General features: G+C 67.1%; 7 protein-coding genes. 6 read left to right on the forward strand and 1 reads right to left on the reverse strand.

Annotation, left to right across the window (positions count from 1 at the left end; genetic code table 11):
* Window positions 1-316: 316 nt before the first annotated feature.
* Genes AC1DOQ_RS10240 through AC1DOQ_RS10255 form a run of 4 tightly spaced genes read left to right on the forward strand, consistent with a single transcriptional unit; the run spans window position 317 to window position 9,019 of the window.
* The gene (locus AC1DOQ_RS10240) at window positions 317-2,422 is read left to right on the forward strand and encodes an HDOD domain-containing protein (RefSeq protein WP_477363009.1); all 2,106 of its coding nucleotides are present in this window, start codon (window positions 317-319) and stop codon (window positions 2,420-2,422) included.
* Window positions 2,423-2,429: 7 nt separating this feature from the next.
* Window positions 2,430-4,667 carry a putative bifunctional diguanylate cyclase/phosphodiesterase gene (locus tag AC1DOQ_RS10245; RefSeq protein ID WP_477362810.1) on the forward strand — a complete coding sequence of 746 codons (2,238 nt, stop codon included), beginning with the start codon at window positions 2,430-2,432 and terminating at the stop codon, window positions 4,665-4,667.
* A 15-nt stretch (window positions 4,668-4,682) separates the two neighbouring features.
* Window positions 4,683-6,218: a tetratricopeptide repeat protein gene (locus AC1DOQ_RS10250; RefSeq protein WP_477362813.1), complete on the forward strand. Its 1,536-nt coding sequence runs from the start codon at window positions 4,683-4,685 to the stop codon at window positions 6,216-6,218.
* A 26-nt stretch (window positions 6,219-6,244) separates the two neighbouring features.
* The gene (locus AC1DOQ_RS10255) at window positions 6,245-9,019 is read left to right on the forward strand and encodes a M16 family metallopeptidase (protein ID WP_477362816.1); all 2,775 of its coding nucleotides are present in this window, start codon (window positions 6,245-6,247) and stop codon (window positions 9,017-9,019) included.
* Window positions 9,020-9,023: 4 nt separating this feature from the next.
* On the opposite strand, the gene AC1DOQ_RS10260 is transcribed toward AC1DOQ_RS10255, so the two are convergent.
* On the reverse strand, window positions 9,024-9,824 hold the full coding sequence (locus AC1DOQ_RS10260; protein ID WP_477362819.1) for an alpha/beta fold hydrolase: 801 nt from the start codon (window positions 9,822-9,824) through the stop codon (window positions 9,024-9,026).
* 153 nt (window positions 9,825-9,977) lie between these two features.
* Between AC1DOQ_RS10260 and AC1DOQ_RS10265 the strand changes: the two genes are divergently transcribed.
* Both AC1DOQ_RS10265 and AC1DOQ_RS10270 read left to right on the forward strand, forming a co-directional pair.
* Window positions 9,978-11,207 carry a putative DNA modification/repair radical SAM protein gene (locus AC1DOQ_RS10265; RefSeq protein ID WP_477362821.1) on the forward strand — a complete coding sequence of 410 codons (1,230 nt, stop codon included), beginning with the start codon at window positions 9,978-9,980 and terminating at the stop codon, window positions 11,205-11,207.
* Window positions 11,204-12,718 carry a UdgX family uracil-DNA binding protein gene (locus AC1DOQ_RS10270; RefSeq protein WP_477362824.1) on the forward strand — a complete coding sequence of 505 codons (1,515 nt, stop codon included), beginning with the start codon at window positions 11,204-11,206 and terminating at the stop codon, window positions 12,716-12,718. The genes AC1DOQ_RS10265 and AC1DOQ_RS10270 overlap by 4 nt, the downstream gene beginning before the upstream one ends.
* Window positions 12,719-12,735 lie beyond the last annotated feature (17 nt).

Below are 12,735 nucleotides of genomic sequence, written 5' to 3' on the forward strand. Positions count from 1 at the left end.
GCACAGTGTGCCCACGCTACGAATATGAGGTGCGTCAACACGTCCGCCTGAGTTCTGACTCTAAAACACATCACTTTTACCGGAAAATGTTGTTCCCGGTCAGAAATGTATATATGCTAAGATAAGTTTTTCACATCCGGAACAATGCCAAAAAACCAGCACTATTCCGGGGATTACAAGAAGAATTATCGTGGCAGCTTGAGCCGGGGAGAGCCGCCACCAACCATCCAGAACAGCAGTGGCGGCCGTGCTTGAGACCAACTACTTACCAGACCAGGATATCCGCAATCGCCTGCTGATCGCGCGGCTGCCGGCCATGCCGCAGATCCTCATCAAGCTGCTGGCTCACCTGCAGGCGGACGATCTCGGCATGCCGGAACTGGCTGCGCTGGTGGCCAAGGACGCCGGCATGACGGGCAAGATCCTGAGCGTCGCCAACAGCTCGGCCTATCATCGCGGCGGCCGCCAGCCCAATCTCGAGCAGGCCGTGGTGGCGCTGGGCACCGACATGATCAAGACCCTGGTGATCAGCGACTCGGTGTTCCAGACCTTCAACAGCTTCCCGAATTCCGGCGCGACCGACCTGCGCGCGTTCTGGAAGAATTCGCTCACCGCCGCCGTGCTGGCGCGCGACCTGGCCCGCCACCTGAATTATTCGCAGCCGGAGGAAGCCTACCTGGCCGGCTTGCTGCACAACGTCGGCCGCCTGGCGCTGCTGGCCACCGCCCCGAAGGAATACGGCTTCAACTTCACCGCGCGCGACGACGAAGACCTGTGCGCGGTCGAGCAGCGCACGCTCCAGATCACCCACGCCGAAGCCGGCGCCTGGCTGATCGAGCGCTGGCAGCTCGACTCCTTCCTGGCCGACTCGGTGCTCTACCACCACGAGCCGGGCGAGCGCCTGGAGGGCGCCCACCCCTTGATCCGCATCGTGCGCGCCGCCCACCTGCTGTCCGGGCATGCCGACGATCCGAACCTGGTGGTGGAGGCGGCCAGGCTGTGCGACCTCGAACCGGAAGCCGCCGACGAACTGCTGGCCCAGGCCGCACGCCAGGTCGAGCGCGCCGCGGTCCACCTCGGCATCGACCTGACCGGCGCCGACGACATTCCCGCCCTGACGGCCTTCGCGCCGCCGCCGCCCGTCGACCCGGTGCAGCAGCGCCTGACCGAGGAGATGCGCAATCTGGTGCTGGTCTCGGAGATCGGCCAGGCCTTCGCGCGCCAGCAGGGCAAGGGCGGCGAGAGCGGGCTGCTGGAATCGGTGGCGCGTTCGGCGCGCGTGCTGTTCGACTTCGAGAACGCCGCCGTGATGCTGGAGAACCCGACCGGCCACGCGCTGGTGGGCGCGCCTACCGCCAACCAGCAGCGCATCTCGGAATTCTCGATCCCGCTGTCGAAGGGCGGCGCGGTGGCCAAGGCCGCGCTGGAGCGCCGCCTGGCCTTCGTGCGCCGCGACGGCGCGCCGCTCGGCCTGCCCGAGGAACAGCTGCTGCGCATGCTCGGCACCGAATCCCTGGTCTGCGTGCCGCTGGTGAGCGGGGCGCGCTGCATCGGCGTCCTGATCGGCGGCATCGCCAGCTGGCAGGTGCCGGCCTGCCAGAAGCGCGAGCGCTTCATGCAGTCCTTCGGCGCCCAGGCCGCGACCGCGCTGGAAAACGCGATGCTTGAGCGCGGCCATGCGCGCCGCCAGCTGGCCCACGTGGCCGAGGAATACCGGGAAGCGTCGCGCCGCGTGGTACACGAGGTGAACAACCCGCTGTCGATCATCAAGAACTATCTGTCGGTCCTCGACAGCAAGCTGGAACGCCAGGAGCCGGTGGCCGGCGAGCTGTCGATCCTGAACGAGGAGATCGACCGCGTCGGCCAGCTGGTCAACAGCCTGACCGAGGTGCAGCCGAAGGTGGACAGCGGCGTCAGCGCCGACGTGGCCAAGGTGGTGGAAGACGTGCTGCGCCTGTTCCGCGCCACCGACTTCGTGCCGCCGAACGTCGAGATCGTGGTCAGCATGTCCAGCGAAGCGTCGCGCGTCGAGGGCGACCCCGACATCCTCAAGCAGATCCTGGTCAACCTGATCAAGAACGCGGTCGAGGCGCTGTCCGCCACCGGCGGCCGCATCGAGATCGCCAATCGCGGCCACGTCAACCGCGAGCGCAGGCTGTACCTGGAGCTGGTCGTCTCCGACACCGGCCCGGGCCTGTCGCGCGAAGTGCTGGCCAACCTGTTCGCCGCCGTGAAGAGCACGAAGGAAGGCCCGCACCACGGGCTCGGCCTGTCGATCGTGCACAGCCTGGTCAAGAAGCTGAACGGGCATATCGCCTGCCGCAGCGGCAAGACCGGCACCAGTTTCGAAATTCTGCTGCCGGCGCATGCCGGCGCAAGCGCCCCGGCCGGAACGCCGATGCGCGCGCTCGGATCAGTATAAGGTAACAATGAATCCCATCTCCGACAGCGCCCCGTCACCCGCACCCCACGACGCGCTTGTACCGCAAGCCGCATTCCCGTCCACGCTGGAGCAGCCGCGCCTGCTGCTGGTCGACGACGAACCCCGCCTGCTGTCCTCGCTGTACGAACTGCTGCAGGGCCGCGGCTACCAGCTGGTCACCGCCGCCACCGGCAGCGAAGCCCTGGCCCACCTGTCGAAACTGCGCTTCGACCTGGTCCTGCTCGACCTGCGCCTGCCCGACATCGGCGGCCACGAGATCATGGACTTCATCAATGCGAAGGGCATCGACGCCGACGTCATCGTGATGAGCGGCGAGGTCGGCATCGAGGCCGCGATCGGCGCCCTGAAACGCGGCGCCTACGACTACCTGCGCAAGCCGTACAGCCGCGAAGAACTGCTGACGACCGTGGCCAACGCGCTCAAGGCGCGCCGCCTCGAGGAAACCAACAGCCGCATCGCGACCCAGCTGGAAAACTCGGAGAAGATGTACCGCTACCTGGTGGACTCCTCGCCGGACATCATCTACACCCTGAACCACGAGGGCAAGTTCACCTTCGTCAACGACCGCGCCTACCAGCTGCTCGGCTACCGCCGCGAAGAGCTGATCGGCCAGCATTACTCGGTGCTGGTGCACGAGGAAGACCTGGAGCGCGCACGCTATTCCTTCAACGAGCGACGCGTCGACGAGCGCGCCTCGCGCAACGTCGAGCTGCGCCTGAAGTGCCATGCCGGCTCGAACCAGGAACGCACCTTCAACAACACCCTGATGACGATCTCGCTGAACGCGATCGGCATGCACGTGCCCGACCAGGAAGTGAAGAAGCTGGAGTTCTTCGGCACCTACGGCGTGGCGCGCGACATCACCGACCGCAAGCGCGCGGAAGAAGTCATCTCCTACCAGGCCTACCACGACATCCTGACCGACCTGCCGAACCGCATCCTGTTCAAGGACCGGCTCGGCCTGGCCGTCATCCAGGCCAAGCGCAAGCAGACCGAGCTCGCGGTGATGTTCATCGACCTGGACCGCTTCAAGCTGGTCAACGACACCCTGGGCCACGTAAAGGGCGACGAGCTGCTGCAGCAGGTGGCGGTGCGCCTGAAGGAATGCCTGCGCAAGGGCGACACCCTGGCGCGCCAGGGCGGCGACGAATTCACCATCGTGCTGCCCGAGCTGCGCGACCGCGACGACGCGCGCAGCGTCGCCGACAAATTCCTCGAGTGCCTGCAGCTGCCGTTCGACCTCGACGGCCACCAGGTCCACATCTCGGCCTCGATCGGCATTGCGATCTATCCGGGTCACGGCGAGTCGATCGACGAGCTGCTGCGCCACGCCGACATCGCCATGTACCAGGTCAAGGGGCAGGGCAAGAACGGCCACGCCTTCTACGACGCCTCGATGCAGGACATCTCGCACCAGAAGATCGCGCTCGGCCAGAGCCTGCGGCGGGCGCTGGAAAACGACGAGCTGGAGATGTACTACCAACCGCAGATCGACGCCGCCAGCGGCCGCATCGTCGGCGCCGAGGCGCTGATGCGCTGGAACCATCCGACCCGCGGCATCGTCACGCCGGGCGAGTTCCTGCCCTTCGCCGAAGAAAACGGCTTGATGATCCCGATCTCGGACTGGATGATCGGCGCCCTGTGCCGCGACATGCTGCAGTGGAAGAGCATCTGTGCCAACCACGTGCGGCTGTCGCTGAACCTGTCCCCGCAATACCTGGACCGCGGCGACTTCTTCGAGAAGATGCGCGGCGCCCTGCTGCGCTACGGGATCGCGCCGAGCCAGATCGAAGTCGAGATCACCGAGAACATCTGCATCCGCAACCCGCAGCACGCGATCGAGCAGCTCAACAAGCTGGGCCAGCTTGGCGTCTCGGTGGCGATCGACGACTTCGGCACCGGCTATTCCTCGCTGGCCTACCTGCACCGCTTCCCGGTCCACACGATCAAGATCGACCAGTCCTTCGTCAAGGAGATCCACGACGAGTACGGCCACTATCCGGTGGTGCTGGCGATCATCTCGATCGCGCGCGGCCTGGGTCTGAACCTGATCGCGGAAGGCGTCGAGACCGAGCCGCAGGCACGCTACCTGCGCGCCAACGGCTGCATGACGATGCAGGGCTACCTGTATCACCGGCCGATGCCGCTGGGCCGCTTCGTCGAGGTGCTGCGCGGCCAGGGCCTGCCGGCCGGCGCGGGCAACGTGCTCGCGTTCCAGGCGTAAGGAAGCCGCCTTGCCATGCCCGATACCGTCGCTCATCACACCGCCGAGTTCCTGCGTGTAAAAGCGCTGGCCGAGCGCGGCGTCGCCACTGCCCAGCACAGCCTGGGCTTCATGTACGTGAACGGCCAGGGCGTGCCGAAGAACTACGAGCTGGCGGTGGCCTGGTACCGGATGGCGGCCAGCGCCGGCCTCGAACAGGCCCAGTACAACCTCGGCGTGATGTACCAGAAGGGCCAGGGCGTGGCCCAGGACCTGGCGCAGGCGATCTACTGGTACACCCAGGCGGCGAGCCAAGGTTATGCCGCGGCCCAGTACAACCTGGGCTGGCTGTACGCCAAGGGCCAGGGCGTCCCGGCCGACGTGCAGCAGGCCATGCACTGGTTCAGCCAGGCGGCCGAACAGGGCGACGCCGGCGCCCAGCACAACCTCGGCATGATGTACGAGGGCGGCAAGGGCGTGGCCCAGGACATCGGCCGCGCCATCGAATGGTATCGCCGCGCCGCCGACCAGAACTACGCGCGCGCGCAGTTCAACCTGGCGCTCCGCTACGACAGCGGCCAGGGTGTGGACCGTGACGTGCAGCAGGCCATCCACTGGTTCCGCAAGGCGGCCGAGCAGGGCTATGCGCCGGCCCAGTTCAACCTCGGCCTGCGCTACGACAAGGGCCAGGACCTGCCGCAGGACAGCGAAAAGGCGATCCTGTGGTACGGCCGCGCCGGCGAGCAGGGCCACGCCAGCTCGCAGTTCAACCTGGCCCTCATCCACGACAGCGGCCATGGGGTGGCGCGCGATCCCGACCTGGCGCTGCAGTGGTACCGCAAGGCGGCCGAGCAGGGCCATGCCGGCGCCCAGGACAATCTCGGCCTGCGCTACGAGCACGGCCAGGGCGTGGACCAGGATTACGGACTGGCCGCGCACTGGTACCGCAAGGCCGCCGAGCAGGGTTCCGCCGGCGCCCAGTACCACCTCGGCCAGCTGCTCGATGCCGGCCACGGCGTCGAACAGGATGCCGGGCAGGCGCTCGACTGGTACCGCAAGGCCGCCGAGCAGGGCCACCTGCGCGCCCAGTTCGACCTCGCCCTGCGCATCGAGGCCGAGGCCATGCACTGGTACCGCAAGGCGGCCGACCAGGACTATGCGCCGGCCCAGTACATGCTGGGCCAGCTGCTCGACCAGGACGACAGCGGCACCATCGACCCGCGCCAGGCCCACGAGTGGTACCGCAAGGCCGCCGACCAGGGCCACGCCCTCGCCCAGTTCGCGCTCGGCCTGCGCTACGACAGCGGCCACGGCGTCGAACGCGACTACGAAGCCGCCCACTTCTGGTACCTGTGCGCCGCACGCCAGGGCCATGCGCGCGCCCAGTTCAACCTCGGGGTCATGTACGCCAGCGGCCAGGGCGTGCAGAAGGACCTGATCGAAGCCTATGCCTGGCTGCACCGTGCCGGTGCCGCCGGCGTCGTTCCCGCCACCAGCTATATCCAGCGCATCGCCGCACGCATGGAACCCCACCTGCTAGCGCAGGCCAACGGATACGTTGGCGCGGCATAACAAAAACCAGAAACAGAAGAGAGAAGATGAAACTCAAGCAGATCGTGCTCGCGCTCGGCCTGGCCGCGCTTGCTTCCGCGCCGGCACTTGCCGCCAATGCCACCGCCACCGCTTCCAAATCCGCGCCCTCGGGCTTCGACCGCAAGGCCTACAGCATCGCCTACAAGAAGTTTGTGCTGCCCAACGGCTTGACCCTGCTGGTGCATGAAGACCACAGCGTGCCGGTGGTGGGCGTGAACGTCTGGTACCACGTCGGCTCGCGCAACGAGAAGCGCGGCAAGACCGGCTTTGCCCACCTGTTCGAGCACTTCTTCTTCAACGGTTCCGAGAACTACCCGCACGGCTTCCGCGAGGCGATGGACGACCTCGGCGCCAATAATCGCAACGGCACCACCAATACCGACCGCACCAACTTCTTCGAAGACGTCCCGAGCTCGGCGCTGGAACGTACCCTGTTCCTGGAATCGGACCGCATGGGCTTCCTCGGCAATTACATCTCGCAGGCCATGCTCGAGCGCGAGCGCGGCGTGGTGCAGAACGAGAAGCGGCAAGGCGACAACCAGCCCTACGGCAAGGTGCGCTACGAATTCGCGGCCAAGATGTATCCGTACTCGCACCCGTATTCGTGGACCACGATCGGCAGCATGGACGACCTGAACGCCGCTTCGCTGGAAGACATCCGCGAGTGGTACCGCACCTACTACGGCCCGAACAATGCGGTGCTGTCGCTGGCCGGCGACATCACGCCCGAGCGCGCGCTCGAGCTGGTGAACAAGTACTTCGGCGCGCTGCCGCCTGGCCCTCCGTTGCCGCGCCTTGAAGCCTGGATCCCGGTGCTGGACCGCGATATCCGCGACGAGATGGAAGACCAGGTGCCGCAGGTGCGCGTCTACCGCCGCTGGCACGCCGCCGCCTGGAAGGATGCGGATGTGGCGCGCCTGCAGCTGCTGGCCGACGTGCTGGCCGGCTCGAAGAGCGCGCGCCTGGACAAGCGCCTGGTGTACGAGAAGGGCATCGCCACCGGCGTCTCGGCCGGCATGCAGGACAGCGAACTGGGCGGCACCTTCGGCATCACGGTCACGCTCAAGAACGGCGCCGACCAGATCGAAGCCGAACGCGAAATCGACCGCATCGTGGGCGAACTGCTGGAGAAGGGCCCGACGAGCGAGGAGCTGGCGCGCGTGAAGACCCGCGAGCTGGCCGACTTCTCGCGCAGCCTGGAGCGCCTGGGCGGCTTCGGCGGCCGCGCCGACGTGCTGGCCGAGAGCATGACCTATGGCGGCAGCCCGGACGCCTACCTGACCCGCCTGGAGCAGATGGCCGGCGCCACCCCGGCGGACGTGAAGGCGGCCGGCAAGCGCTGGCTCAGCGGGCATCATTACACGATGACGGTCAAGCCTTATCCGAAACTGGCGGCCGTCAAATCCGGCTTCGACCGCAAGCAGCTGCCGGCCCTGGGCCAGGCGCCCGACGTCAGCTTCCCGGCCATGCAGCGCGCCCAGCTCAAGAACGGCCTGAAGGTCGTGCTGCTGGAGCGCCATGGCGCGCCGATCGTCAACGCCGCGCTGGTGCTGGATGCCGGCGCCGCCGCCGACCCGGCCGGCAAGGAAGGCCTGGCGTCGCTGAGCCTCGGCCTGATCGACAAGGGAACGAAGACGCGCAACGCCTTCCAGCTGTCCGATGCACTGGAATCGCTGGGCGCCGACATCGCTACCGGCACCTCGCAGGACCAGTCGGTGGTGCGCCTGAAGGCGACCAGCGCCAACCTGGCGCCGTCGCTGGCGCTGATGGCCGACGCCGCCCTCAACGCCACCTTCCCGCAGGACCAGGTCGAGCTGGCCAAGCAGCGCCGCCTGGCCCAGGTGGGGCAGGAGAAGGCCCAGCCGAGCGCCCTCGCGGTGCGCGTGATCCCGGGCATCCTGTACGGCGCCGACCACGCCTACGGCCGTCCGGCTTCCGGCACCGAAGCCAGCACCCGGACCATCAGCCGCGACGACGTCTCGCGCTGGCATGATGCCTGGTTCCGTCCCGGCAGCGCGACCCTGGTCGTGGCCGGCGACACCACGCTCGACAAGCTGATGCCGGCGCTGGAGTCGAGCTTCGGCAAGTGGCAGCCCGGCAGCGCGCCCGCCAAGCAGGTGCCGAGCGTGGCGGCCACCGCGGGCAAGCGCATCTACCTGATCGACAAGCCGGAAGCGCCGCAGTCGACCATCGTCGCCGCCCACGTCTCGCTGCCGGCCGGCCAGCCGGACGAACTGGCGATCCAGGCCGTGATGCACAACTTCGGCGGCATGGCGACCTCGCGCCTGAACCGCAACCTGCGGCTCGACAAGCACTGGAGCTACGGCACCACCGCCCGCATGATCGACATGCGCGGCCAGCGCAGCTTCCTGACCATCGCGCCGGTGCAGACCGACAAGACGGTCGAGGCGATGCAAGAAGTGTCGAAGGAGATCCGCGACATCGCCGGCCAGCGCCCGATCGCCGGCGAGGAATTCGACAGCGTGATGCGCAACGTGACCTCGCGCCTGCCGGGCCGCTTCGCCACCCTGGATGCGCTCGAAGGCGCGGCCATCACCAGCATCAACCTCGGCCTGCCGGACGATTACTGGAACCGCTACGCCGGCGGCATGCGCTCGCTGAGCGACAAGCAGCTGGCCGGCGCCGGCGCGCGCTATGTGCGCCCGGACCAGGTCGTGTGGCTGGTGATCGGCGACCTGCGCAAGGTCGAGCCGGGCATCCGCAAGCTGGGCTGGGGCGAGGTGACGGTGCTGGACGCGGACGGCAAGCCGGTCCGCTGAGCGCTCAGGCCAGCGTGCGCGCCAGGAAGGCGTCGATCGCCTGCGAACTGGCGGTCGGCTCGCTGACGTGCGGACAGTGGCCTTGGTCGTCGATGACGTCCAGGCTGCTGTTCGGCAGGTGGCGCAGCATGTAGTGGCCGACCTCGCGCGGCACGATGAGGTCGCCGCTGCATTGCAGGATCAGCGACGGCACGGTCGAGCGGGTCAGGTCGGCGCGGTGGTCGGACAGGAAGGTCGCGCGTGCGAAATGACGGGCGATGCCCTGGTCGTTGCGCATGAAGCTGGCCACCAGCTCCGCGCTCAGTTCCGGACGGTTCGCGCCCATCAGGATGGGCGCCATGCGCCGTGTCCAGCTCGGGAAATCGTCGTCCATCGACGCCAGCAGCGCGTCCATGTCCGCGCGGCTGAAGCCGCCCACATACTCGCCGTCGTTGATGTAGCAGGGCGACGGCCCCACCATGACTTGCGCGACGAAACGCTCCGGCGCCTTGATCGCCGCCAGCATGCCGATCGTGGCGCTGACCGAATGGCCGACGAAGATCACCGGACCGGCCGCGCAGGCAGTCAGTATTTCCAGCAAATCGTCGGCATGGCCATGCAGGCTTCCATGCCTGGCGCGGTCATAGGCCGTGCGGTCGGAATCGCCGCTGCCGGTCAGGTCGTACAGGATGGTGCGGAACCGCCCTTCATAGGCGGGGGCGAGGAAGCGCCACATGGTCTGGTCGCAGCCGAAGCCGTGGGCGAACACCATGGTCGCGTGGCCGACGCCGGCGATGTGGACGTTATTGCGGAATTGGACAGACATGGGCCACTCAAATTCGTCAAAAAGCAACTGCAAACTATCATAGTTTAGCAATGTTACAAACGCATGGGGGGAATTTCCACTGCGTGCGGCCACGCACCGCCGTCGCGGCACGAACTGCGTTATACTGTTCATCCATACAGTATTTACTGCGCAATGGAACTCAAAGACAAGCTCGAGATTCTGGCCGACGCCGCCAAGTACGACGCCTCCTGCGCCAGCAGCGGCGCGCCCAAGCGGGATTCGGTCGACAAGGACGGCCTGGGCGCCACCAACGGCATGGGCATCTGCCACAGCTACACGCCGGACGGGCGCTGCGTGTCGCTATTGAAGATCCTGCTGACCAACTTCTGCATCTACGACTGCCAGTACTGCGTGAATCGGCGCAGCTCGAACGTGCCGCGGGCCCGCTTCGCGGTCGACGAAGTGGTCAAGCTGACCCAGGATTTCTACCTCCGCAATTACATCGACGGGCTGTTCCTCAGCTCGGGCATCATCCAGTCCAGCGACTACACGATGGAACAGCTGGTCGAGGTTGCGCGGCGATTACGCGAGGAGCACAAGTTCCGCGGCTACATCCACCTGAAGACGATTCCGGATGCCGACCCGCGCCTGATCGACCTGGCCGGCAAGTACGCCGACCGGCTGTCGGTCAATATCGAGCTGCCGACCCAGGATAGTGTGAGCCGCCTGGCGCCGGAAAAGAACGTCCACACGATCAAGCTGGCGATGGGCTCGATCCGCACCAGGCTCGACGAGAAGGACGAGCACCCGAAGGCGCCAGTCTTCGCGCCGGCCGGGCAGAGCACCCAGATGATCGTCGGCGCCGACGCCAGCGACGACCAGACCATCCTGAACACGGCCCAGACCCTGTACGGCAGCTACAAGCTCAAGCGGGTCTATTACTCGGCCTTCAGCCCGATCCCCCAGAGTCCCTCCAGCGTGCCGTCCGCCCCGCCGCCGCTGCTGCGCGAGCACCGCCTCTACCAGGCCGATTTCCTGTTGCGCGGCTATGGCTTCACGGCCGGCGAACTGATGCCGCAGGCGGGCAACCTGGCGCTCGACATCGATCCCAAGCTGGCCTGGGCGCTCGGCAACCGCGAGCAATTCCCGCTCGACCTGAACCGCGCCGACGAAGCCATGATCGCGCGCGTGCCCGGCATCGGCCTGCGTTCGGCCAGGCGGCTCATCGACCTGCGCCGCCTGCGCCGCATCCGCTGGGAGGATCTGTCGCGCCTGCGCTGCAGCCTGAAGAAGCTGGCGCCCTTCGTGGTCACCGCCGACTACAAGCCGGCGCAAGGCGCGGCGTCGTCCGAACTGCTGCGGCGGAACATGGCCGACGCTCCGCAGCAGATGAACCTGTGGCCGGAGCTGCAGGCAGCATGAGCGCGATCGGCCAACAGCGTGCGGGCCAGCCGCTGCTGGTCGAGACCTTCGCCGAATGGCGCGAGGCGGCGCGCGAGCTGCTGGTCCACGACGTGCCGCCGGAGCTGGTTACCTGGGGCACGCCCTACGCCGGCGGCGACCTGTTCTCGGGTGCGCCGCCCACGGCCGAGCAGCCGCATAATCCTTCCGACGTGCCGCCGCCCGCATCGGACCCGGCGCGCCACGGACCGAAACACGGCGCGCCGAGCATTCCGCGCTCGCTGATGGACATGCTGCAAAGCGCCGCCTGCTGCCGCGTGCCGGACCGCTGGGCCTTTCTCTACCGCGTGATCTGGCGCTGGCAGCAGGGCGAGCACGAGGTGCAGTCGCCGGCCGACGAAGACGGCGCGCGCCTGCATGCGATGGTGAAGGCGGTGCGCCGCGAGGAACACGACATGCATGCCTATATCCGATTCCGCGAACGCCCGCCTGAAGCCGGGCCGCCACGCTTCGTCGCCTGGTACGAGCCGCGCCACGACGTGCTGCCCCAGGTCGCCGAGCATTTTATTTCCCGCATGGGCAAGGTCAGCTGGATGATCGCCACGCCCGAGGCCAGCGTACTGTGGGATGGCCAGACCCTGCACAATACCGGCCCGCTGGTGAAGAATTCCGACGACCTGGAGGACACCGGCGAGGCCCTGTGGCTGACCTACTACCGCAGCGTGTTCAATCCGGCGCGCCTGAATGCCGAGGTGATGCGCCAGCACATCACATCGGACCGCTGGAAAAATTTGCCAGAAGGCAAAATCGTGCCGCACATGATTTCCGAAGCAGCGATGGGGGCGCGCAAGATCGGCCAGTACGAGGCGGTGGGCCAGCGCAAGGGCACGACCATCCCGATCGCCCCCGAGGATGCCCAGCCGGAGCGCCAGCAGCCGTCCAGGCTCGACGAGTGCCGGCGCTGCGAGCTATGGCAGTTCGCCACCCAGGCCGTCGGCGGGGAAGGGCCGAAGAAGGCGAAGATCATGTTCGTCGGCGAGCAGCCGGGCGACCAGGAAGACCTGGCCGGCCAGCCTTTCGTGGGGCCCGCCGGCAAGCTGCTCGACCGCGTGTGCGAGGCGGCCGGCGTCGACCGCGAGACCATCTACGTGACCAACGCCGTCAAGCACTTCAAGTGGGAACCGCGCGGCAAGCGGCGTCTCCATAAAACCCCGGCGCAGAAGGAAATCGAGGCCTGCCGCTACTGGCTCGACAAGGAACTGGCCCATGTAAAACCGACCGTGATCGTGGCGCTGGGCGCGACCGCCCTGAAGTCGGTCATGCGTAGCGCCAACGTGACGCTGAAGAACGCGATGGGCAAGCCGGTCTTCCACGAAGGCCACTGGATCGTCACCACCTATCACCCCTCCTACGTGCTGCGGGTGCCGGGCGAGGACGCCAAGCGCGAAGCCTTCCAGGCCATGGTGGAGGGGCTGAAGCTGGCCCACGGCCTGCTGGACCGGCAGCCGGAAGAGCCGCCCGCCTCCGACTGACAGATATGCATGCTTTG

It is taken from the genome of Massilia sp. 01N417, assembly GCF_056399645.1.

What these genes read in the sequence shown, in the direction of transcription:
- AC1DOQ_RS10240 (WP_477363009.1), top strand. Translation starts at nt 317, where the DNA reads ATGCCGCAGATCCTCATCAAGCTGCTGGCTCACCTGCAGGCGGACGAT.
- AC1DOQ_RS10245 (WP_477362810.1), top strand. Translation starts at nt 2,430, where the DNA reads ATGAATCCCATCTCCGACAGCGCCCCGTCACCCGCACCCCACGACGCG.
- AC1DOQ_RS10250 (WP_477362813.1), top strand. Translation starts at nt 4,683, where the DNA reads ATGCCCGATACCGTCGCTCATCACACCGCCGAGTTCCTGCGTGTAAAA.
- AC1DOQ_RS10255 (WP_477362816.1), top strand. Translation starts at nt 6,245, where the DNA reads ATGAAACTCAAGCAGATCGTGCTCGCGCTCGGCCTGGCCGCGCTTGCT.
- AC1DOQ_RS10260 (WP_477362819.1), bottom strand. Translation starts at nt 9,824, where the DNA reads ATGTCTGTCCAATTCCGCAATAACGTCCACATCGCCGGCGTCGGCCAC.
- AC1DOQ_RS10265 (WP_477362821.1), top strand. Translation starts at nt 9,978, where the DNA reads ATGGAACTCAAAGACAAGCTCGAGATTCTGGCCGACGCCGCCAAGTAC.
- AC1DOQ_RS10270 (WP_477362824.1), top strand. Translation starts at nt 11,204, where the DNA reads ATGAGCGCGATCGGCCAACAGCGTGCGGGCCAGCCGCTGCTGGTCGAG.